The sequence below is a fragment of the Levilactobacillus lanxiensis genome, assembly GCF_016861655.1.
GTDB classification, from domain to species: Bacteria; Bacillota; Bacilli; order Lactobacillales; family Lactobacillaceae; genus Levilactobacillus; species Levilactobacillus lanxiensis.
Window position 1 is genome coordinate 16,827 of record NZ_BOLN01000008.1, and the last position, 23,185, is coordinate 40,011.

A 23,185-nucleotide genomic window follows, 5' to 3' on the forward strand; every position below is an offset into this window, starting at 1 on the left:
TCACCCTTCCCCTTTAAAACAGTGTTTTCACGAATTTCAAAAGAATAGATTATGTATAAAACCACCTTTTTCAAAATAATTCTTGTATAAATAATCGAGTCCTGCTATACTCGTTAGCAACATCAAAAAATATTGAGGAGCTTTTATATGAAGAAGAGATTGATATTATTCTTTGCTCTGCTGTTGGCGCTGGTCACCGGCTTCACCGCCCTAACCACGACGGCGAACGCTGCCACCGACAACTCACTGACAAAGATTGAGAAAAAGGGGACGCTGGTCATGGGGACCTCGCCCGATTATCCACCTTATGAATTCCAGGCAACCGTTCACGGCAAGACCAAGATTGTCGGGATGGACGTTGCCGTCGGCCAAAAGATTGCCAAGGACATGGGCGTCAAGCTCGTCGTGAAGTCGATGTCGTTTGATTCCTTGTTAGTTGCTTTACAAACGGGGAAAGTCGACATGGTTATCTCCGGGATGAACCCCACGCCCGCTCGGCGGAAAAACGTGGCCTTCACCCACACCTACTACCAAGGTGGGTACAGCATCGTCATCAACAAGAGTGACAAGGGTATTTATAAGAACAAAGATTCCTTCGTTGGCAAGACCATTGGGGCGCAAACCGGGTCGACCATGTACAACGAATCCAAGAAGCAAACCAGTGGTACGACCGTTAAAGGAATGACCTCCGTGTCCGACCTGATCTTGGCGCTGCAAAGCCACAAGATCCAAGGGGTCGCGATGGAAAAGCCTTCTGCGCAAGCCTACGTGGCCAACAACAAGGAACTTGCCGCTATTCCCAGTGACTTTAATTTAAGCGCTTCGGATACCAGTGCTTCCGTTGCCTTCGCTAAGGGCTCCACGGCCTTAGTCAACAAGGCCAACAAGTCCGTTGACCAGATTAAGCAACAGAACCTCGTCAACAAGGCTTACCTGCCCGCTGCTGGGAAATACTTAAAGACCAACACGGTTAACACCAGCATGTTCCACTACTGGAAAGCCTTCCTGACTGGGATCGAATACACCTTAATCATCACCGTCTGCTCCGTCTTCTTCGGGTTTATCTTAGGGGTGCTCTTATCCCTGGCACGGATGGCCCGCGGCGGCGTCTTCAAAACGGCCCTACGGTGGTTGGCAACGGCCTACGTTGAATTTATCCGGGGCACGCCAATGATGGTCCAAGTCATGTTCGTTTACTTTGGCCTAGGACTCATCGTTAACCTCCCCGCCTTAACTTCCGGGATCATCGCCATTTCCTTGAACTCTGGGGCTTACGTGGCCGAATACATCCGTGGAGGAATCAACTCCGTGGACAACGGTCAAACGGAAGCTGCCCGGAGCCTGGGGATGTCCAGCGGTGCCACCTTACGCTACGTCGTCTTACCACAAGCCCTAAAGAACATCTGGCCATCACTCGGAAACGAATTTATCACCCTGATCAAGGACAGTTCCATCGTCTCCATCATTGGGGTCTCCGAACTGATCTTCCAAAGCAACATTGTGCGTTCTGACACTTACCGGGGGGTTGCCCCAATCGCCGTCATCATGGTGCTCTACTTCATCTTGACGTTCACGGCTTCTCGGATTCTGAACTACTTCGAAAGGAGAATGCAACATGACTAAACCAATTATTGAGGTTAAAGATCTCGCCAAAAACTTTGGCAAAAACCAAGTCTTAAAAGATATTACGGAACAAGTCACCCCTGGCCAAGTCATCGTCGTTATTGGTCCTTCAGGTAGTGGGAAATCAACCTTCCTGCGGTGCTTGAACTTACTGGAAACGCCCACCTCTGGAGAGGTCGACTTCGCCGGTGAAAATCTGACGACCCTGGATACCAAGCGTGTCAACGAGTTGCGGGAACAAATGGGGATGGTTTTCCAGAGCTTCAACCTCTTCCCGAACATGACTGTGCTCGAAAACATCAAGCTGGCGCCCATGAAGGTCAAGCACGTGGATGACGCCACAGCAACTAAGCGGGCCCATGAACTTCTCAAGCAGGTCAACTTAGACGACCACGCCGACGCCTTCCCTGCCAGCCTCTCCGGTGGTCAAGCACAACGGGTTGCCATCGCGCGGTCCCTGGCCATGGATCCCAAGGTCATGCTGTTCGATGAACCAACCTCTGCCCTGGACCCCGAAATGGTCGGTGAAGTGCTGAGCGTTATGCAACAATTGGCCGAACAAGGCATGACGATGGTCGTAGTCACCCACGAAATGGGCTTTGCCAAGTCCGTGGCCGACCGCGTCTGGTTCATGGCCGATGGCTACATTCAAGAAAACAGTACCCCGGACGACTTCTTCAGTAATCCCCAAACGGAACGGGCACAAGACTTCTTATCTAAGATTCTGATGTAAATAACTGCTTAAAAATGCTCGTCGACCTTGCGCCGGCGAGCATTTTTTCTATCTGATTCTCGTTCTCACAAGGGCAAGTCAAAGAGGACCGTTCACGATTTTGTCTCGTGAACGGTCCTCTTTTTTCGTGATAACGACTAACTTAATTTATTCATGACGACGTTTCTTCAATCCTGCAAGACCGAGGGCGCCTAGCAAAACGCCTAAGGCTGCCCACCAGGTTGTCGGAGCCTCGTTAGTCTGTGGCAACGTTGTCTTCGTGACAGGTGCGACAACTGGCTGTGCGGCCGACTTATTAGCAGTTGTGGTGGTTGGCGTAATCAACGCGCCATCCCCACCGTGGTGCAGGGTCCCCGTTGCTGGGTCACCCGTAATCGCGGCACCAATGCCGCCATTGTAACGTTCAAGCGTCTTCTGGGCACTCTTTTTGGCCTGCACGTTGATGGTTGCTCCGGCCCCCTTCTTATGAACACCCTGGTCGCTAATGACCTTGTGCACATCGTCGGGATCTGTCGGTTTGGCTGGATCAACGGGCTTAACGGGATCGGTTGGGTCGGTCGGGTCGGTTGGATCCGTGATATCTGGGTCGCCCCCGTTACCAGGATTCGTGGTGCCGCCTCCGCCGCCCGTGGTTGGGGCAACCACGTGAAGCGTCACCGTCTTGGTCAAGTTACCGTAATGGAGTGTCACGGTGTAATCACCGGCCTTAGTCGTGTCCGCATCCCCCATATCCAGGGTCAGCTCGCTGTCGGCAACCGGTAACGCATTGGTATCCGTTGCCGCGGCCTTAAAATCAGCAAGTGTTGGCGCAGTGCCATTCACCTGCATGGTGTAGTCACTCCCGGTCAACGTTGCCGCAACCGGATTGATGGTCAATTTGCCAAGGGCGACGTTAGCTGCCATGTAGTTTGCGTCCAACTGGCTGGTATCCAGCAGATAAGCGTAGTCGCCAGCTGTTTCGCCAGGCACCCGCGTCACTTGCAGGCCAGAAGTCGTCATCGCGTCGCCCTTGCTATCGGTCACCGTAAAGACAGGCGTTGGATCAGCGGTACCGGCATCCTTGGTAGCACTGGCAACGTTGACCGTCAGTGGTGCCGCCACAATGGTCAGCGTCGCGTCGGTCCCATTATCGGTCCAGTCGTAGTAATCGCTGGCGGGCGCTTCCGCTTGAACCCGGGCAATGGCGTCTGGGTCGAGGCTGACCTGGTACGTCCCCACGTTTGGCAGAGAGGCCGCCGTCAAGGCTGAGGTCTTGCCGTTAAATTTAGACGTGCTCGTTTCGCCAGACGGTGTGACGATTAAATCCCCGCTCTTCAGGGTGTACACGAACCCATCGGACAACGTCAACGTGTACTGCGATGCGTCAAAGACCGGCGCTTGGCCAGTATACGTAACGGTGGCGTTGCCGGACAGGCTGTAGCTAGCTTCCCGCTTGATAACGGTCACCTGAGCCGTCGAGGAATCAACGCCTTCGTAGCTGTAAGTCACGTTGTAAACGCCCGCGTTCTGCGTCACCTGATTAGCATCAACGCTAGCTCCCTTGGCATCGGTAATCGTGACCACCAGATGGTCTAAAGGAATGTTTTCACCGTTAGTCATCACGGCGCTAACCACGTTGTCCGTTGGTTGCCAGCCATCGCCATACCAAACCGTTGAGTTGGCCACTTGAATCTTCGGGTCATTCAAGACGACTTGGTAGTTTCCTGTGTAAGTAGCGCCGGTGCTGTCGGTCAGTGTCCAGGCAAACGTGAAGTTCTCCACGCTATCCGGAATGGTAAATTTGCCATTGCTGTAGGTCACGCCGTTAGACAACTTGGTCAAGGTTAAATCAGTGTTTTTGAGGTCACCAACAGCAACGTCAAACAGATCATCGATTGAATTTAATTTAGCCTTACTCGTGAAGATGGTGGCCGTCTGGTTTTGGGCCAGAATCGCCATGTCACCCGCTGCAGTCAGGCTGGTCAACCGGTTATAGTCAAACGCATTGGCACCGACCTTTGTCGACGTTGCAACCTGAACACCCGCCAGTTGATTGCCGAAGAACGCCTGCTTGCCAATCGTGGTGAGCGCCGGGTTACTGAGGTCCAGCTGACCGCCCAGGGCGTTGTAGGTGAAGGCGCTCGTGCCAATCGTCGTGAGATTCGCATTGACCGTCAATGATTCCAAACGGTTCCCGGCAAAGGCCAGGTCGCCGATGGTCGTTAAGGCTGGTGGCAAGGTTAAGCTCCCTGTCAGACCAGCGTATTCAAACGCCCCACTCTTAATCGTGGTGAGTGCCGTGGCTTCACTGGTGTCCACGGACGTTAATTTAGAATCGTAGGTAAAGGCATTAGCCCCAATCGTAACCAGGCTGGCCGGTAATTTGATACTTTTCAGCGAGGAATTCGCCAGAAAGGCTTGGTCGCCAATGCTCACTAAGCTGGCGGGTAAGGTGATGTTGGCCAGCATGGTGTCATAGATGAACGCCGAGTTGCCAATCGTGGTCAACCGGCTGCCATCGGCAAAGTTGACCGTGGTCAAACCGCCGGCCGTGGTGCCCGTAGCGTCCTTGGTCGTCATGGCACCGAACGCGTAGTCACCGATGCTGGTCAGACTGGCTGGTAGGTTCAGCGTGGTGATGCCGCCATCGTACGTGAAGGCGTAGTTGCCAATCGTCTGTAAGCCGTTGCCAAAATCGACCGAAGTCAGGGCCGTGTCGGGGTCAAAACTGACATCCCCACTTTGGTAACTTGAAAAGGCGTTATCCCCAATCTGAAGGACCCCGTCGCCTAATGTCAGGCTCTTAAGACTCGTTGTGCCGGCAAAGGCCGCCGTTCCCATGGTCGTCAACGTTGGGATATTTAAGCTCGTCAAGGACTCATCCCCGGCAAAAGCGAGGTCGCCAATGCTTTCTAACTGGGTCGCCTGACTGAAGTCGACGTTGGCCAGTTGCGTGTTGTATTCAAAGGCACTAGCCCCAATCGTTTTCACGGTCGCCGGTAAGACCAGGTCGGTAATACTACTACTGAGAAAGGCTCCTTCGCCAATGTTCGTTAACGTATGATTCTCACTTAAATCAACGACCTTAATACTGTTCAGATACCCGAACGCATAGTCACCAATTGACGTGATGCCGTCCCCAATCACCAGACCCGTGATGTTTTCTGTTAGGTCTGGTTGGTTGTAGAACGCCCCGTCCCCGATTGCCGTCACGTTGTAGGTTTTACCACCATTGGTCACAGTCGTTGGAATCACAACGGTCCCCGACAAAGCCTGGTTATTCAGCGTCAGCAGTGTCGCCGTCCCAGTGGCATCATCATAGTCAAACTGGAAATTGCTTTGGTCCGTCACAGGTAGGGCGACTCGGGCCATTTTCGGTGCTGAAAAGCTGACCGCGGATACTGATTGAACTGGTGTGTCGCCGGACTGATCAGATTTTTGATCATGATTCGTGGCATCGTTGTCTGACCCAGTCCCTGAAGCTGACTGATCATTCGATTTTTCTTGATTGTCTGTATCGGAAGCTGGTGACTCCGTTTTCACGCCGCCAGTCGAGCCATCACCGGTTTTCTCCTGTGACTGTTCCTCATTTTCCGTATTAGTGGGTGCGGCTTCTTCACCCGCAGCCGACTGATGATCATCCTGGCTACCAGATTCGACGTTTTCTTGACCAGCACCACTTACCGATTCACTGCCAGTAGTGGTGTCGCCATCGTCCACTGGTGTCCCAGCTTCAGTCCCGGTTCCGGCACCCGCTTCTGAGCCATTTCCAGTCGTGTCATTGTTCTTTGTAACCGTACCCGCCACGGCAGCGCTTGCATTTTCAGCGTCGCTCGTTGGGTTGGCAATTGGCACGACTTTCTCCGTCAATTTGTCCGACCCCGAACTCTGCTGGCTCACGTTGTCATTGCTGGCTGGCGCCGTATCCGCTTGGGCCGTCTCTTGCCCAACCAGCGTTCCCAAGCCAACCGCAACGACCGTAATCGCTGCGAAGACCCAGTGCTTGCCATCCTTATACATCTTGTAGTGTTGTTTTGTTTGCATCGTTGTTTGCCCCTCTCACCATTGGAGTCTCATGTCCCCCAAAGCCTGTCTATCAACAACTAAATGACCGGCTGGCTCAATCCTTTACTGAGCATTTTAGCGCCTCAACCAATGAGTGCAACTAAACCCAACTTATGCCATCAAGTTGGGCTCTAAGCCTTACCAAGTCACTAATCATTTTCCTCAACTTTATAAATCCCTATCTACTGTTCATTTGAAAATTATTTCAACACAATAGTCCCCAATCCCATGATTTAAAGGTCGCACTCACGATGAAGCAAGCCGCCACTTAGGCTCCTAGTTAGCACTCTTGGCTCGCAATCAATCGGCGTTTAAACGCCGATTGATTTTAGGACATTGTGTCTACTTTTTGCTTTGTTATATGGCGTTACTATAGCATATTATCAAATGAAATAATAGTCTGAAGTCGCTTTGTAACGGTATTTTTGTTGACTATTAAAATTCAATTAATCTAGTTTTTTGACAAAATATAAATTGCACATTGTTCTCTCTCTGGCCAGCTATTTCATTTCAAGATGACCTTTAGTTCATGTCTAAAACGGTTTCTGTGCAAACTATCGGCTATCCCTTGATAAATCAATCTTTAGATTTCTAGTCATCGAAATCATCGACCGTCTCAGTCCTTTATCCACCTAAATTTTCCGACTCGCTTGCTCAAAATGACAAATTAATGTGAACGCCCCAACAAGATTAGAAAATCAGGAGGCATCAATGGAGCCTGTCACTTTTTTCAATCAAGAAGAGGCGCCAATTTGCCTGACAGTGAACGCAAAAACGCCCCATCAGAGAAGTCAGCGGTTAATCTGGCTGAGTTTCTCTGATGAGGCGTTGCTTTAAATTTAATCACTTTTAACGCGGTTTATTCATGACGCTTCCGTTGCCAACCGACCAGGCTCAATCCGCCCAGTAAGGTGCCCAACATAGCCCACCATGGGGTTTGCGCGTCGCCCGTTTGGGGGAGCTCAGCAGTTGCTGGTTGGTCCGTGTCCGTGGTTGACGTTGCGGTCGTGCCTTGGTTTCGCTTGGTAGTGACTGGTGCGGTTGCCGTGGTTGCCTTAGCTAACCGTGTCGGCGCAGTCTGGTGACTGGTCGTTGGCGTGTCGTCAACCACTTGAACCATGGCGGCCGCCCAACCGGACTTCACCAAGAACTGTTGCACATCGTGTTCACCGGATGTCCCAGCGGAGACATTTTCATGTGTCCCCGTCTCGCTAACGATGTACTGATCACCACTCTGACCAGGGGTCGGCTTAGCTGGTGTCACAGGCTTCGTTGGCGTTACTGGCTTCGTCGGCTTGACCGGTGTGGTTGGTTTAACCGGCTTCGTCGGTGCGGTTGGCTCAGTCGTCGTGCCACCACCGTTGCCCGTGTCCGGGTCGGTCTGATTGCCAGAATTGCCGTTATCGCCGCCGGTTGTGGCCGCTTTAACGTGTAAAGTGACTGGGAATGTCTTTTCACCATAGCTGAGTGTGACTTGATAATCGCCGGCCTTGGTCAGGTCAGCCTTGCTCAAATCTACGGCAATCTTATCAGCTGACACAGCTTGGGCATTTTCATCCGTCCCCGTGGCGCCGAAGTCTGCGGCCGTTGGCGTCGCATCCCCCACCGTCATGGTGTGATCCTTACCAGACACCGTTACTTGCGCCGGCGTGATGGTTAACTTTGCCGGTAGGTAGGTGACGTCAAAGTTAGACGCAGGTACCGCGTCAGTGCCGTGAATCAGTGGCGTGTAATTATACGCTCCAACATATTCACCCTTTTCCCGAGTATAGTCAATGGTTAAGGGGAAGTTAGTCAGTGGCGTTTGCGTTTCATCATCGTCGGCCGTCACCACAAACGTTGGTGTTGGATCTTGGGTTCCGGCAACCTTAGTTAACTGCGTAGTGCCGTCAATCTGATCACCTTTAACAGCTACGGTTACCTTGGCTGGCGTGATGGTCAACGTTGCCGTTGAATTCTTATCCGTCCATTCAAAAAGCTCCGCAGAGGCTGCTTCACCCATCGCCCGATCAATCGCTGATTTTTTCAGTTGCACCCGGTAGGTCCCCACATTTGGCAGGTTGCTGGTTGCTGTACGAGTGGCTGTATCATCAGTTGGGACAACCTCTAAATCGTCATCCTTGACCGTGTACACAAACCCATCGGACATCGCAACTTGATAGTTACCATCTGCCACAACCAGATTTGGCGTGGTTCCTGTATACTGAACCGTTTGATTGCCCGTCAACGTGTAGGTTCCTTGTCGCTTAGAAACAGTCAAAGTAATTGTTTGCGCATCGTCACCCTTATAACTATAGGTGATAAGATAAGTCCCTGGCGTTTGTGTTACCTGATCAACCGGAACAGAGTCTCCTGTTACTTTCGCAGCTGTCACAGTTAAGTCACTAAGATCTATAACTTTACCATCTAGTGTTTTAGCACTAATAAAGTTATCCGCAGGGGTCCAATTATCCTTGTACCATGCTTGCCCATCTACGACCTTAATCACTGGATCATTCAAGACAACTTGGTAGGACCCACCATAGAGGTTAGTGCCATCTGTACCTGGCAGAGACCAATTGAATTTAAAGCCAGCTGTCCCTGCCGGAATACTGAAAGTGCCATCCGCCTGATTGTATGTCACGCCATTGGTCAGGGAAGTAGCATCAACGACCAGGTTCTTATTGGTTAAATCGCCAACTTGCGTATCAAATAACGTATCAATCGTCACATTCTTAGAATTACCAAAATAAGCCGCAAATTGGTTCAAAGCAACTGCCCCGTTATCTGCACTCGTTGACAGCTGGACAATCCGGTTATAATCAAAGGCACTTTCCCCAACATTCGCTGCCGATGGGACTGTGACCCCCTTGATTTGATTCCCATAGAAGGCTTTCGTCCCGACAGTTGTCACTGAATCTGGCAAATCGAGACTGCCATCCAGTTCATTGTAGGTAAAGGCGCCTTCACCAATCGACTGAAGGCCATCATTAAAGGTCACTTGCTTTAATTGACTCCCAGCAAACGCATAGTTCCCAATTGTCTGGGTGTTGGTTGGCATCACAAAAATTGGATTACCATCGGCATCCGTTTGACCAGACCCCGTGACCCCAGAATATTCAAAGGCCCCGTTACCAATTTTTTCAAGCTGATTTGCCTTGCTAGTGTCCACCGTCTTGAGCCCATCATCATAGGTAAAAGCGTTATTACCAATACTTTGGAGGCTCGCTGGCAAGGTGAAACTCTTCAGCGCTGAATTAGCTAAAAAGGCTTGCGTGCCAATCGCCGTCACGCTATCTGGCAAAGTAATATCTTCCAAAACCGTGTCATAAACAAACGCGCTGTCGCCCACAGTTGTCAGTCGACTGCCATCGGCAAAGGTCACCGTTTTCAGCCCACCAATTGTATTCCCAGCGGCATCCTTTAAATTATCTGCGGCAAAAACTTCCTTGCCAATCGTCACCAGGTTCGCTGGCAAAGTCAGGTTCACAATATGCCCGTCATAAGCAAACGCGTCTTCCCCAATGGTGAGGTCGTCGTTCGCCGCCTGACCAGCAAACGTGACATCGGCCAAATCGGTGTTCGATTCAAAGGCTGCGGTCCCGATTGAAGTCAAGGTAGCTGGGAAGTGCACAGCCGTTAAACCGGTCCCATAAAAGGCACTGGCATCAATGGTGGTTAATTGACTGTCACTCGGAACGTTCAGCGTCGTTAAATTCTTATCGCCATTAAATGCTGACTCCCCAATTTCTTTCACGTTAGAGCCCAAGGTTACCGTGGTCAAATCCTGGTTATCCTTAAAGGCCCCCGCCCCAATTGACGTCACGCCGCTGAGGTTAAGACTGGTAATCTTAGCGCCGGCAAAAGCGTTTTGCCCAATGCTAGCCAAATTTGGCGCCACGGAAAGGTCCACATCCGCAAGCTGATTATCATTGGCAAAGGCAGAATCCCCAATCTTGGTCAAACTTTGCGAGAGCTTTACATTTGTCAGATTGCTGTTGAACTGAAAGGCCTGATCACCAATAGTCGTGACACTGTCAGGCAAGACTAAGGAATCAAATTTGCTGCCCAAGAAGGCTTCGTTGCCAATCGTTTGTAGCTGCGTGGCTTGGCTTAAATCAAGTGTGGTTAAGTTATCATACAGAAAGGCCTGATCATCAATACTAGTGACCGTTTCCGGTAACGTTAAGGACGTCACCCCCGTACTAACAAACGCCTGCTTGCCGATTGTTTCCAACGTGTGATTCTCACTAAGATCGACCACCTGCAGATTTTTCAGGTAAGCAAAGGCATCGTCACCAATGCTCTTGATGCCGTCACCAATCACAACGGTCGTCACATTATCTGTCTTAGACGTACTGCTGGCAAAGGCCCCACTCGAAATAGCTGTCACCGTATAAGTCTGGTTATTTTTCTGGTTGACCGCCGTCCCCGGGATTGTCAGCGTGGTCGAGTCCACCGTATTGATGACCCCATTAACCGTCGCCGTGCCATCATCATTGAAGGTATACGAAAAATTACTGTCAGTCGTTGGTACATCAGCCGAAAGGGCCATGGCTTTCATCATGCCCAACTTACCAGCTGACATTTGCAGTAATGAACCTGCTAAGTCGGACACTTTGACGTCTTCTAAACTGTTGACATCCAAACCGTCTTGGTTGATTTGATTGACGTCAGTCCCATTTTTGTCTAAATCAGATGCTGTGTCGTCAGCCAGTTGGTCCGATGGCGTGTTGTTCACAGCGTTCTCGTCAGCTTTTTCACTATCATTATTCTGAGCTGATTCGTCCACAACGACCTTGGTGTCAGACGTTTCCTTAGCCGCTACCTGCGAATCGGTATCGGTCGTTTGCTTATCTGTATCTGAGTTTGTATCTGTATTTGTTTCCGTATTTGAATTTACGTTTTTATCTGAATTTACGTCTTTACCCGTATCTGAGTCCACTCCTGAACCGGCATCTGAGCCTGACGCAGCTTCAGTATCGTTCGTCACTTCTTTAATCCCTTGATTCAGACCACTCGTTTCAGTATCTTTCTCACCAGTCGTCTCAGTTCCCGGCTGCGACTCTTTTTCTGCTGAGGTCTCTTCAGCCGCCCCAGTAGTTTTCAAAGTTGCGGTCGAACCCGTCGTCGTTTGCGTCCCGGTCGCTGGTTGACTACTGTCCGTCCCTGCCGATGCCGTCTCGGCGTGGGCAACGGTGCCTTGGCCAATCATGGTTCCTAGTCCCATGGCGGCAACGGTCACAGCTGCGACAACCCAATGTTTCCCATCCTTGTACATCTTATAATGTTTTTTCTCTTGCACGATTTCTTACTCCTCTTAAGGCGGGGATGGCCACTCCCACTGAACATCTACCCAATTTCTCGGTCCGCATGCTGCCCTGATATTTTAACGCCCAAATCAATCAATACTACTAATCTTAATTTGTGGCGCCAAATCGTTTTTTAAACGCTGTTAGATAGCCATTTGTTCGGTGGTTCTTTCCATTTATACATTAAAGTTATCCATATTTTATCCCCAAGAATTGCGCCCGTCAACAAATAATTTAAATAAAAGTCAATCTAATAAAAAGAATTACCACTTAACCAATTCGACATGGGGTACATCGTTTTCAGTAAAAAATTTGCAAATGAAAAGACATTCAGCGATGTGCCCAGCTTACAGACCATCACTAAATGCCTATTTGACAAAAATTAAAAGGAGCCGCGGTTTTCACCCAGCTCCTCGACTAACACCTATTCTTTTCGGAATGTTCGGTGACCCAGCATGATGACCAGGCCAATCACGATTTCCGCCATGCCGGCGAAAATAACGACGCCGAGACCGCTACGACCAATTGTGGTCAACAAACTGGCTGCACTTTTACTAGCACTCGTCACCACGTACGGCAAGAAGAAGTAACCGCCGACGCCGACCAGACCAGTCAGTAAGCCACCCACCGTCATGCCGGAACCCAGGCTCGCAAACACGTGATGCACACTGAAGGCATAGAAGAACGTGACAATCAGCAGCAGGATGCTCCCCAGGAGGACCGCAAAATTAATCTTCTTGGCCCGTTGCACCTGAATAGCAGCCCGGGACATGGCAGACGTGCTAAACGCCGCCTGGGCCCGTTTTTTCGCCTGCTTAGCGATGGCCGCGGTCATCCCCGCCGTCGCGGTTACCCCCATGGTTTGAGCCTGCGTGCTAATGGCGGCAGACAGGTCCGTGGTGTCAACCGGCGTATCGACCGTTTCCCCGTAGAGCTTGGCAACGCCCATGGCCAAATACGGTTGCATCAGACTAGACGTGACCGGCGCCCCGGAGACCCCCAGGTTTTGCAGATCATCATTGACGTGATTGATGACTTTTTCACCAACCGACGACCGTGACACCACGCCCGCCGTATAGTTGGCGTTAAACACGGTGAGTTTCAGGCCCGCACTGACCGTCAATAATAAGATTAGAAAAGCCACCCACCGGGCCAAGGCTGGGCGCCGTTGATACGTTTCAGTTGTTTGTGGTGCTTGTTGTGGTTCCGGTTCTTCATCTGAGTGGTAGCGCGCCATGCGACTATTTTCACTCATAAGAACCACCTCCCGTTACCCAATATGATTTGCTTATCATTGTAGCACATCTAAATTTCAGATTGGTTAAGAGCAGCTTAATTGGGCAAAATCTTACACAATTGTTCCCCACTGTACCATGGATGGGGCTGTCCGCCTCCGGCTTCCAGGGACTCCGCCTGCTGTGGGGAACGACTGCGGCCTGAGAACCGGTCCTCCGTCTCGCTTTAAAGCCGTGTAAACCACACGTCTTCAAAGTCGTCCCATGCTGTAAGCTGGAAAAATCACCAGCTAACACCATCGACACAGCTGGCTACGTTCCTGGCTTCCTACGGCTAACATAGCCCCATCGATAGACACTCAGCAACATGCTACAGTTTGACTTTATCCATATCACAAGCTGTCTCAGCAACTTGAGTCCAATCAGTAACTGGCCTCAGCCAACAATGATATTGCTATAAAACCGTTCTCTACCACAAAGCTAGTGAAACTGCGCCAACACGGCTAGTGTCAGTGACCAGAGGCGGATCAAAATGACCAGCTGTGTCGGTGGTCTTAACTGAGCGCTTTTCTCAGTTTAGAGCACGGGACGACCTTTGAGACCGCTCTATGGCTCAAAGTCGAGGTTCCAGACCGCACTTCGGCTGGAACCGGTCCCCACAGCAGGGCTTTTTGAATCCGCCGCCGGGAACGAACAACACACGCAACCGCGTACCAACACAGTTTTCACTAAAACAAAAATTATGTATATGAAAAGGTTCTGGAAACGGGTTCCGGAACCTTTTCATGACGCTTATTTAGTCGAACTCCGCTTCATTAACCCGTAAGGCAAGATAACGGTGTTCTCTTCAACTGTTTCGTTGTTCATCAGCTTCGTCAGTAGACGCATGGCAACGGCACCAATATCATACAAAGGTTGTGTGATAGAACTCATCTTAGGCCGAACCAATTCAGTCAGCTTCGTATCGTTGCTGGTGATGACTTCAAATTCGCCAGGAACGTCGATGCCGGCATCCGTTAAGCCGTTCATCACGCCAGCAGCCAGTTCGTCGTCGCCGACAAAGGCAGCCGTGGCACCCACTGCGCTCAAGGCTGGTTCCAATGATTGGCCCGCCTTGTACGTGTAGTCCGTTTCAAAGACCAATTTGTCATCGTAAGCAATCCCTGCGTCCTTCAAGGCCTTCTTGTAGCCTTTCAACCGGTAATCGTGGTTGATGGCTTGGTCCATGGAGCCGGAAACGAAGGCAATCTTTTCATTGCCGTGATCAATCAAATTCTTAACGGCTTCCGCCACAGCGGCTACATAGTCGATGTTGACACTAGGTTGCGCCTTTTCAGAATCCACGGAACCAGCCAAGACAACGGGTGCCTTAGAACGCTTGAATTCTTCGCGAAGCTCATCGGTCACCTGATTACCCATGAAAATGATGCCATCAACTTGCTTAGCCATCAAGGTGTTCAGCACTTGAACTTCCTTGCCGCCGTTTTCATCGGAGTTGGTCAAGATAATGTTGTACTTGTACATCATGGCAATATCATCGATGCCTCGCGCCAGTGATGAGAAGTAGATGTTGGTGACGTCTGGGATGATGACCCCAACCGTCGTGGTCTTCTTACTTGCTAAGCCTCGTGCAACGGCGTTTGGCCGGTAGTCAAGACGGTCAATGACCTCAAGCACTTTCTTTCGTGTAGCTGGCTTGACGTTGGGATTTCCATTGACGACCCGCGAGACGGTGGCCATGGAGACCGCCGCTTCCCGTGCCACATCGTAAATTGTAACTGTTTGTTTTTCCATAGCGATAGCCCTTTCTTCCTTGTTTTGGTTTGTTTTCATTCGTTTTCAAGCAACTTGACCAGTATACAGAAAGTCAATCAGGGACGCAACATTGAAAACGCTTTCATATCAAAGAATACCTTAATTTCATCGAATTTTCAAGGCACATCTCCCCATACGGTAGAATCTTTGGCCCTGATATTGTTTACTATAGGTCACTTTAACCGCGTTGTTAAGCCGTTTACAGAAAACAAAATCAATTAGCGGGTGATAAAAAATTAATCCGACCTTATTCGCTTGAATTATGAGAGATAGCTAATTTATATTTTTCATTATATAATTTCAATTATGCCAACATCAGCCTGCCCTGATATCCCAGCACTTTACGCCCGCGACCGGCCCGATTTCCGCGCGACATTTTGCGGGACGCGGCAGTCCTTTTCACGAGTGCAACTAGTCTCTGGCTTATGCTATAATTAACACATCTTTTAAAGGGGTGATTGAATGACTAAACTCGAACAAATTCAGCAATGGACCGCAGAACAACACGCTAGTATGACCTACCTCAGCAATCCCAAAACTATCCAGTATCTCACTGGCTTTGGGAGTGACCCGATCGAACGGGTATTAGCCCTGGTCATTTTCCCAGACCAAGACCCATTCATCTTCGCACCAGCCTTAGAGGTCGAAGTGATTAAGGCAACCGGCTGGCAGTTCCCCGTCGTTGGTTACTTGGACCACGAGAACCCCTGGGCAATGATTGCCGCTCAAGTCAAGCAACGCCACGTCAACCCCGACCACATCGCGTTGGAAAAGGGCCAACTTCAGGTTGCCCGGATGGAAGCCTTGGCTGCCCAATTCGACAATCCTAAATTTGATTTGGATATCACCAGCTTCATCGAACGCATGCGTTTGATCAAGTCGGCCGAAGAAATCAAGAAGTTGGAAATCGCCGGTAAGTGGGACGACTTCGCCTTTGAACACGGCTTTGCCGCAGTTAAGGCCGGTAAGACGGAACAATCCGCCGTTGCCGAACTCCAATACGCCTTGATGCAAGAAGGCATTATGGAAATGTCCTTCGGTAGCCTGGTTCAAGCCGGCGCCCATGCCGCAGAACCCCATGGTGCCACCAACGACACCAAGTTCCAGAACAACGAACTGGTGCTGTTTGACCTGGGAACGGTCTACGATGGCTACATTTCCGATGCGTCCCGGACGGTTGCTTTAGGCACCCCAACGGCCAAAGAGTTGGAAATCTACGACGTTTGTTTGGAAGCCCAATTGACTGCCCAAGCCGCCGTTAAGCCTGGCATGACCGCCGCTGAACTCGACAAGATTGCCCGCGACATCATCACCAAGGCCGGCTACGGCGAATACTTCATTCACCGGTTGGGCCACGGGATGGGCATGAGCGATCATGAATTCCCATCCATCATGGAAGGCAACGACCTGGTTCTCGAACCCGGCATGTGCTTCTCCATCGAACCTGGGATCTACATCCCAGGTGTCGCCGGCGTCCGGATCGAAGACTGTGTCCACGTCACGGCCGATGGCAGCTTACCATTCACCCACACCTCTAAGGAATTAACTTACGTTGGGTAATTAAATGATCAACAAATAAGTTCTCGCCTTTCACGTTGAAAGTTGCGGGAACTTTTTCTTTTCACCGGCAAAATAAAAAGAGCCACGACCGCAGTCGCAACTCCTAACTAGTCTTTGTTTAAATTAAACAGGCTTGTCCGCCGTTGGTTCGTCGCTAGCGGGCGTTTCGTCGTTGTCGGCTTCATCAGCGGCATCGGCGTCTTCACTAGGTAAATCAGGAACCTGGTCGCTGCTCAAGACGATATCGTCGTCTTCATCTTCGGCCGTTTCATCGGCATCCGTGTTCCGCCAAGCTGGCGCATCGTTCTTACCGGCCAACCGGTCGTCTAAGGCTTCCTTGAAGTCGTCGGCGGCATCGGCTGCGTAAAATGCGTAGTCGACAGCGCGGTCCTTGAAGGCGTTGTACCGGTCACGAGCGGCATCCTTTAAGGCTTCGCGTTGTTCCAAGTCGAGGGCGTGGTAAGCCGCATAGGCTGCGCCACCCAGTACTAATCCTGCTAATAACTTGTGTTTTGCCATCTTCATGACTCCCTTTCCGTAAGCAACTATTCTTTGTTTCTGCGGTTCTTGTATAAATCAAACACGGTCTTGCCAGCGCGGGCAGCCAGTGATGTCTTAGCCGTCGTTTTGGCGGTCTCACTTACCCGGTCGGTTAAATTACGAGTGGCGGTGTTTAAATCAGAAACACTTTCACCCAAATCAGCGGCAGCTTGGAAAACGGGATCAATGGTCGCAACCTTCTTGTTCACGTCTTCCAACAGTTCGTTGGCATTTGCCATAATGTCCTCGGCTTGGTGGCTGATTACGTCCACGTCCGAAGTCATCGTCTTCATTGAGCGATTCACCTCACCCAATGTTTTATTCATCTTTACTAAGAACATGCCAATGAAGAGAACCAAAATCAAAAACGCAATCGCCGCGATTAGGCCCGCTACTTGTCCACCGGTCATGACAACCCCTCCTTGTGCTCGTTACTTACCAATAGAATAGCATTCTCAGCGCTTACACGCAATTAAAACCCCGAATTCGATTGGTTTTATTCAACAAGACTAGTAAAATATGGGATAGCGCTAATTCTTAGGTCTCTGTCATTCGCCTCCGGGAGGTTGAAAATTGAGCCGTGACGCTGTGGCGGGTCTGTCCGTTCCCGGCGGCGGGTTCAAAACGCCCTGCTATGGGGCCGGTTCCAGCCTAAAAGCGGGCTTTCACCTCAACTTTGCGCCTGAAGAGCGGTCGCAAAGGTTGTCCCGTGGGCTAGGCTGGGAAATAACCCCAGCCAAGACCACCGACACAGCTGGGCATTTTGACCCGCCTCTGGTCACTAACACTGACCGGTCTGGCTCATTTTCACCTACTCCGGGCGATGGACATTGCATTAACGACTATTAATTGAGTCACTAACTCGTCAGCCCTGTTTCAGTTGCTGTCACCAATCAATGGCTGGTCAATCAAATCGGACAACTAATCAGTTTCTTTTACATTATGTAAACCGGTATTTACTCAAGACTCCTCACTAATGAGTATCCTGTGTGTTCAACCTTGCTAACGAACATCTTGTTCAACCACAAACAGTTGCCAACCAACACTTTAAGAAATTTATTGACGGGCTAAATCCGTGTCAGCCGCAGGGCTGGTGAAAATAGGCTCAGCCGTGGGAGTTGCCTTAGCGGTTTACCGCTTAGGCAACTGATATCTTTGAGACGTGATCTTCGGCTCAAAGTAAGCGCGGAGACCGCCCTTTGGCTCCGGGCGTGCGCCCACAGCGTCACGGCCTATTTTCACCAGCCCGGAGGCGATGTCAAAAACGTATTTAACCCGTAAAATCAAAAAAGAAAAGGAGGGCTCGTCTCGTGACGGACCTAGTAACCACCACAGCCACCTCTTCCAAGTGGCTGCAACATTATTTAAATACCTTTGACTGGGAAAAGGTGCTGCACCTGATTACCAGCCGCTTTCTGAGTCTCCTCTTCCTCACCCTGTTGTTCTTCGTGATCAACGTGGTGGGTCGGTGGATTCTCAACCGGAGTTTCAAACGCTACCTGGTACCTAAAGACGGCCCCACCAACCGCCTACAGACCATCAGCATGCTGACGATGAATCTGTTCCACTACACGATTATCTTCTTCTGGGCCTACGCCATGCTCTCCACTTTGGGTGTGCCGGTCGGGACGTTGGTCGCTGGTGCCGGGATCTTCAGTTTGGCTTTAGGCCTGGGTGCCCAGGGTTTTGTCAGCGACTTGGTCACCGGGATTTCCATCCTGATGGAACAACAATTTGACGTGGGCGACACGGTTAAAATTGGGCTGATCACCGGGACCGTTTCAGCCATGGGCTTGCGCACCACGCAGGTTACCGAGGCGGATGGGACCGTCAACTTCATCCCCAACCGCAACATCACCATCGTGGCCAACCGCTCGCGTAACGACATGCACGCCACCATCAATATTCCCATCGCGCCAACGACGCCGGTCGAAAAGTTACCCGCCATTATTCATGCCACAAACGACCGCCTGCTGCCGGAACATCCCAGCGTGGTCGGCGAACCCGTCATCACCGGTGTGGTCACGTTACCAACCGGCGAACTGGTTTATCAGGTCAACCTGGTTGCCAAGAGTGGTAGCCAATTTGGCTTACAGGCCGCTTTCCTAACCGCCTATCTCAAGGCGATTCGTGAGGCTGGCATTCTCCTGCCCACGCACAACACGCTCCAGAATAAATAACACGAAGCTTGACTCGAGTCTTCTGGGGTCAAGCTTTTTTTGCACGAAAAAAACAGGTAACGACCGCGGCCATCACCTGTTTTCCTAATTGCGATTTTCAGTTACCTAGCGGTCCAGCCGCCACCAATCAATGGTGCTGATCAAGGCCAGGACAAATAGGATCAAAAATGACCAGTAACTTCCGGCACCGGTAGCTGCCATGAAGGCTAGCCCAATCGCAAATAACCAGAGGATCCCAATCAGGATACCTAAAACCAGTTTCATCAGAAATTCCCCCTTCATTTAACGACGGCGAACCACCAATGCTTAGTGGTCGCCATTTTCAATCACTTTTTCCCGCGGGGTGACCAGGTAATGGTCATCTAAATTGTGGGCTAAGTAGTTTACGCGTTTTAAAATTTCACGGCGGGTAATGATACCCTGAAAAACATTATCTTGATTTAATAACGGGATAAAGGGTTCATCCACCATATAGCTTAAGATTGTTTCTAATTTAGCTGGGTCATCTACCCAGTGCTCTACCGGTAACATGGCGTCGGCCACGGTGTAGTTGCTCAGCTGTTCCACCGCAGCGCCTGGCACATGCAACAATTTATCGGTAATTGCGGCTAGCGAAATCATCCCCTGCAGGTGATCATCGGGGTCGAGAACCGGAATCCGGCTGTACCCGACCTTAGAGAGCACCATCAAAGCATGCTCCAGCGTATTGGTCGCTGTCACGTTGGCAACGACCGCGGCTGGAATCACATAGCTCTTGGGGTCATTGCGCAATAGCTGCTCAACAGCAGGGTCAATCATGGGTCATGTCATCCTTTCTAGTTACGAACGGTCAAAGGTAAATTTTAAATCGGGCACGGGCTGGGCGTCACGGGTGTAATACTGGACGACCCATTGCGTCGGCGTCACGGTAATCATGGCACAGGTGCCTCCTAGCTGACGGAACTCGCCGCGCGGCTGACTGATACTCCCGGGATTCACGAAAACGTGGCCCCCGACCGCTTCGGCCGCCAGCTCATGGGTGTGGCCGTAAAAGACCAGGTCGGCCTGTTCCTGATCCGCGTGCAATTTCAGCTTGGTCAGGTCCCAATGCACCTCATCGTAGTGGCCGTGCGTCAATAGCACCTTGCAGCCATCGACCGTGGGCGTTTGCACCAACGGTAACTGACTGTCAAAGTCCATGTTGCCCATCACCACGTACGCATCCTTAAACCAGGGATCATCGGCGTTCATTTCGGAATCGCCACAGTGAAAAATGGTATCCGGTTGCAATGCCTGCTTGAGACTGACCAGGATGTCCCGGTCTCCATGATTATCACTGACTACCAGCCAACGTGTCATTATTTTTCCTCCCACCATTCATCGAATTGCGGTAACATTGCCGCCGTGGCCTTAGCCCGGTGACTGTGTTGATTCTTCTGGGCCAAGCTCATTTCGGCAAAGGTCGCGTGTTCTGCGGGCACATAAAATAAGGGATCGTACCCGAAACCGTCTTCGCCACGGGGCGCCGTTAAAATTTCACCGCGCACCTCACCCGTAGCCACGAGCTTCTTGCCATTTGGCTTGATCAACACTAGCGACGTATGAAACCCAGCGCCCCGTTGTGCGGCGGGAACGCCTTGTAGATTCGCCAACAATTTGGCATTGTTCTTGGCATCATCGTGATCACCGGCGTACCGCGCAGAATAAATGCCCGGTTCACCATTGAGGGCGTCGACCATCAGGCCGGAATCGTCCGCTAAAACGGGCAGCTGCGTCTGTTCAGCCACCGCGGTCGCCTTCAGCGTGGCATTTTCCGTGAAGGTCGTCCCCGTTTCCGCAACCTGTGTGAGATTGGGGAAATCTGCCAGCGTCTTCACCGTCAGGCCCTTGGGCTCAAAAATAGCGCGAAATTCACGGGCCTTCCCCGCGTTGTTCGTGGCGATTACCAATGTGTTGTCCATGCTTATTCTACCTCCGCGGGAGTCGCTAACGTGCTGACATCTAAGTGGGTGACGTGCTTCGGTGCGATGTCTAACCACTCACTGGCCAATTGATTAAACTGGTCAACGTCACCGGTCGTGTAATACGTCGCCGTCACGGGTTGCCCCGTGGTATTCAGCTCATGCTTGTCTTTCAAAATGGCTGCCGTTTGTTCAGCAGCTGATACACCGGGATCGACCAACGTGACGTCGGGCCCGATTGCCCGTTGAATGGCGTCCCGCAGCAGTGGAAAATGAGTGCAACCCATGACCAACGTATCAATGTCGGTGCCTTGGAAGGGTGCCAAGTTTTGGGCCACCACTTCTTGGGCGTGAGCCGAGGTCAAATCATTGTGTTCGGCCAACGTCACCAGTTGGGGACAGGCGACACTCACAACCTGGTTCTGCGCATCGACGGCCAAAATATCCTGTTGATACTGGCCGCTCTTGACGGTGCCTTCCGTTGCAATGACACCAATCTTGTGGTTCTTGGTGACCTTAGCCGCCGTCGTGGCCCCGGGAGCAATCACCCCAACCACGGGCACGGGTAGTTCCGACTGCATCTGCGTTAAGGCCGCTGCTGTCGCCGTGTTGCAAGCGATAACAAATATTTTAATGTTGGCATGTTGCCGTAAGTAAGTGGCAATCTGTCGCGTAAAGGTCGTGACCTCTTCAACCGTTCGGGGACCGTATGGCAAGCGCGCCTGGTCGCCCAAAAAGACCGTATTTTCAGCTGGTAATAACCGCTGAACTTCCTTTAAAACTGTTAAACCGCCGACTCCTGAATCCATGAGACCAATCGGATCTGTTTGCATGAATCAACGCTCCTTCTCGATGTTCTTGAATCTCCATTATCGCCTTTTTATTAACCGGTTTCAAGTTTCCTGCCAGGCAAAACGCCAATTCTCATAAATATACGTAAAATTCACCGGATAGTCATATTCCTGAAACAAATACGGTATAATGAGTTCAGAAACTATCGGAATGAAGGAGTCCACCATCGTGAAAAACTTATATCAAACCGTCATGGCTGATGCCGACGGTGCCGCAAATCTGCCACAAATGTTACTCAGAGAAGCCTTACTCCCAGAATTGTTAGGCGATGACCAGGGCGATATCAACTACTGGGCGGGCAAATCACTGGCTCGCCGGTTCCCAATCGGCAATCCCAAGGACGCCGCTACCTTCTTTGAGCAAGTTGGGTTTGGCCACTTGTCCCTGATCAAACAGACGGCCCAAATGACCCGTTGGCAACTCAGCGGTACGCCCGTTAAGCTGCGGAAACAATTACAGGGCGATGACGACTTCACGTTGGAAGCGGGCTTCCTCGCAGAAATGATGGCCCAACAACTGGGTGTTTCCGCTGAAGCCGAGTTGACTGAAACTTCACGTAAGCTGCAGGCTACCACCGTCACCTTCGACGTCTACACCGATCCCGAAGATGTGATTCCGGACTACGACGCCCCCACCCCACTGGCGGTGGTTCGCGACGAACCTGCCGAATCACCTGAAGAAAACTAGCCAAGTTTCACGTAAGCACTGACCGCGCTATCACGAGGGTCAGTGCTTTTTTCGTTAAAAAAAACGGCCGCCACCGCAGTGACGACCGTTTGCCAACGCGTTAAGCTTCCACGTATTGGTCCAAAATCTTCTTTAATTGATCCTTGGAGTGGTAACCCACGATAGAATCGACCACTTGGCCGTCTTTCTTCACGAGTAAGGTTGGGATACTCATGATCCCAAAGGATTGTGGCGTGTTAGGGTTGGCGTCAACGTCCATCTTGTTGAACGTGACGTTGTCCATTTCCTCAGATAATTGTTCAACGACTGGTGATTGCATCCGACAAGGACCACACCAAGTTGCCCAAAAGTCCGTCAGGGTTACGCCCTTAGCGGTGTCCTGTTCAAAGGTCTTATCAGTTGTTTCTGCTACTGCTGCCATTCAGAATTGCCTCCTTATCAAATTTAATCACGACTTCATATCTTTCAGTCTACCAGAATTTTTTGAAATCACAACTAAGTTGCTTACAATTTATTAGCATTCGCATTTGATCCGGGGGTACGTCGTTGTCTTCGCCTCCGGGCCGGTGAAAACTGAGCCGTGACGCTGTGTCAGCTGTCCGTTCCCGCCGGCGGGTTCAAAACGCCCTGCTATGGGGCCGGTTCCAGCCTGAGAACCGGGCTTCCACCTCAACCTTGCGCCTGA

The 23,185-nt window shown here is 51.0% G+C and carries 17 protein-coding genes; 5 read left to right on the forward strand and 12 right to left on the reverse strand.

The window, feature by feature from the left end:
* Positions 1–147 precede the first annotated feature (147 nt).
* Both JUF22_RS10020 and JUF22_RS10025 read left to right on the forward strand, forming a co-directional pair.
* Entirely contained in the window at positions 148–1,623 is a 1,476-nt protein-coding gene (locus tag JUF22_RS10020; RefSeq protein WP_203646086.1) for an ABC transporter substrate-binding protein/permease, read from the forward strand.
* Positions 1,616–2,356 carry an amino acid ABC transporter ATP-binding protein gene (locus JUF22_RS10025; protein WP_275404333.1) on the forward strand — a complete coding sequence of 247 codons (741 nt, stop codon included), beginning with the start codon at positions 1,616–1,618 and terminating at the stop codon, positions 2,354–2,356. The genes JUF22_RS10020 and JUF22_RS10025 overlap by 8 nt, the downstream gene beginning before the upstream one ends.
* Before the next feature lie 147 nt (positions 2,357–2,503).
* Here the strand turns inward: JUF22_RS10025 and JUF22_RS10030 are convergent, their stop codons facing one another.
* The 4 genes from JUF22_RS10030 to ccpA form a co-directional block, all read right to left on the reverse strand.
* Positions 2,504–6,379 carry a leucine-rich repeat protein gene (locus tag JUF22_RS10030; RefSeq protein ID WP_203646087.1) on the reverse strand — a complete coding sequence of 1,292 codons (3,876 nt, stop codon included), beginning with the start codon at positions 6,377–6,379 and terminating at the stop codon, positions 2,504–2,506.
* An 880-nt stretch (positions 6,380–7,259) separates the two neighbouring features.
* A complete protein-coding gene (locus JUF22_RS10035) occupies positions 7,260–11,684 on the reverse strand; it encodes a leucine-rich repeat protein (RefSeq protein WP_203646088.1) in 4,425 nt (1,474 codons plus the stop codon).
* Positions 11,685–12,115: 431 nt separating this feature from the next.
* The gene (locus JUF22_RS10040) at positions 12,116–12,946 is read right to left on the reverse strand and encodes a hypothetical protein (protein ID WP_203646089.1); all 831 of its coding nucleotides are present in this window, start codon (positions 12,944–12,946) and stop codon (positions 12,116–12,118) included.
* A gap of 772 nt (positions 12,947–13,718) precedes the next feature.
* Positions 13,719–14,720: a catabolite control protein A gene (gene ccpA / locus JUF22_RS10045; protein ID WP_125765765.1), complete on the reverse strand. Its 1,002-nt coding sequence runs from the start codon at positions 14,718–14,720 to the stop codon at positions 13,719–13,721.
* Between the two features lie 483 nt (positions 14,721–15,203).
* On the opposite strand from ccpA, the gene JUF22_RS10050 reads away from it, so the two are divergent.
* A complete protein-coding gene (locus tag JUF22_RS10050; RefSeq protein WP_203646090.1) occupies positions 15,204–16,301 on the forward strand; it encodes a M24 family metallopeptidase in 1,098 nt (365 codons plus the stop codon).
* A 123-nt stretch (positions 16,302–16,424) separates the two neighbouring features.
* On the opposite strand, the gene JUF22_RS10055 is transcribed toward JUF22_RS10050, so the two are convergent.
* Together JUF22_RS10055 and JUF22_RS10060 are read right to left on the reverse strand one after the other, a co-directional pair.
* Entirely contained in the window at positions 16,425–16,820 is a 396-nt protein-coding gene (locus tag JUF22_RS10055; protein ID WP_125765763.1) for a hypothetical protein, read from the reverse strand.
* 26 nt (positions 16,821–16,846) lie between these two features.
* Complete coding sequence (locus JUF22_RS10060; RefSeq protein ID WP_203639230.1) at positions 16,847–17,251, reverse strand: DUF948 domain-containing protein; 405 nt, start codon at positions 17,249–17,251, stop codon at positions 16,847–16,849.
* A gap of 900 nt (positions 17,252–18,151) precedes the next feature.
* Here JUF22_RS10060 and JUF22_RS10065 point away from each other — a divergent pair.
* On the forward strand, positions 18,152–19,021 hold the full coding sequence (locus JUF22_RS10065) for a mechanosensitive ion channel family protein (protein ID WP_203639232.1): 870 nt from the start codon (positions 18,152–18,154) through the stop codon (positions 19,019–19,021).
* Between the two features lie 105 nt (positions 19,022–19,126).
* Here the strand turns inward: JUF22_RS10065 and JUF22_RS10070 are convergent, their stop codons facing one another.
* The 5 genes from JUF22_RS10070 to murI are packed head-to-tail and all read right to left on the reverse strand — an operon-like array spanning position 19,127 to position 21,794.
* Entirely contained in the window at positions 19,127–19,285 is a 159-nt protein-coding gene (locus JUF22_RS10070; protein ID WP_203639234.1) for a hypothetical protein, read from the reverse strand.
* Positions 19,286–19,327: 42 nt separating this feature from the next.
* Positions 19,328–19,819 (reverse strand): cyclic-di-AMP-binding protein CbpB, encoded by a 492-nt coding sequence (cbpB, locus tag JUF22_RS10075; protein WP_203646091.1) that lies wholly within the window; start codon positions 19,817–19,819, stop codon positions 19,328–19,330.
* A gap of 21 nt (positions 19,820–19,840) precedes the next feature.
* Entirely contained in the window at positions 19,841–20,359 is a 519-nt protein-coding gene (locus JUF22_RS10080; RefSeq protein WP_203646092.1) for a YfcE family phosphodiesterase, read from the reverse strand.
* Positions 20,359–20,967, reverse strand: a complete 609-nt coding sequence (locus JUF22_RS10085) for an XTP/dITP diphosphatase (RefSeq protein ID WP_203646187.1) — start codon at positions 20,965–20,967, stop codon at positions 20,359–20,361. Before JUF22_RS10085 ends, JUF22_RS10080 begins: the two co-directional genes overlap by 1 nt.
* On the reverse strand, positions 20,964–21,794 hold the full coding sequence (gene murI, locus JUF22_RS10090; RefSeq protein WP_203646093.1) for a glutamate racemase: 831 nt from the start codon (positions 21,792–21,794) through the stop codon (positions 20,964–20,966). The genes JUF22_RS10085 and murI overlap by 4 nt, the downstream gene beginning before the upstream one ends.
* A 187-nt stretch (positions 21,795–21,981) precedes the next feature.
* Between murI and JUF22_RS10095 the strand changes: the two genes are divergently transcribed.
* Positions 21,982–22,500: a YslB family protein gene (locus tag JUF22_RS10095; RefSeq protein ID WP_203646094.1), complete on the forward strand. Its 519-nt coding sequence runs from the start codon at positions 21,982–21,984 to the stop codon at positions 22,498–22,500.
* A gap of 100 nt (positions 22,501–22,600) precedes the next feature.
* Here JUF22_RS10095 and trxA read toward each other — a convergent pair whose 3' ends face one another.
* Complete coding sequence (gene trxA, locus JUF22_RS10100) at positions 22,601–22,921, reverse strand: thioredoxin (RefSeq protein ID WP_125765755.1); 321 nt, start codon at positions 22,919–22,921, stop codon at positions 22,601–22,603.
* Between the last annotated feature and the right edge of the window lie 264 nt (positions 22,922–23,185).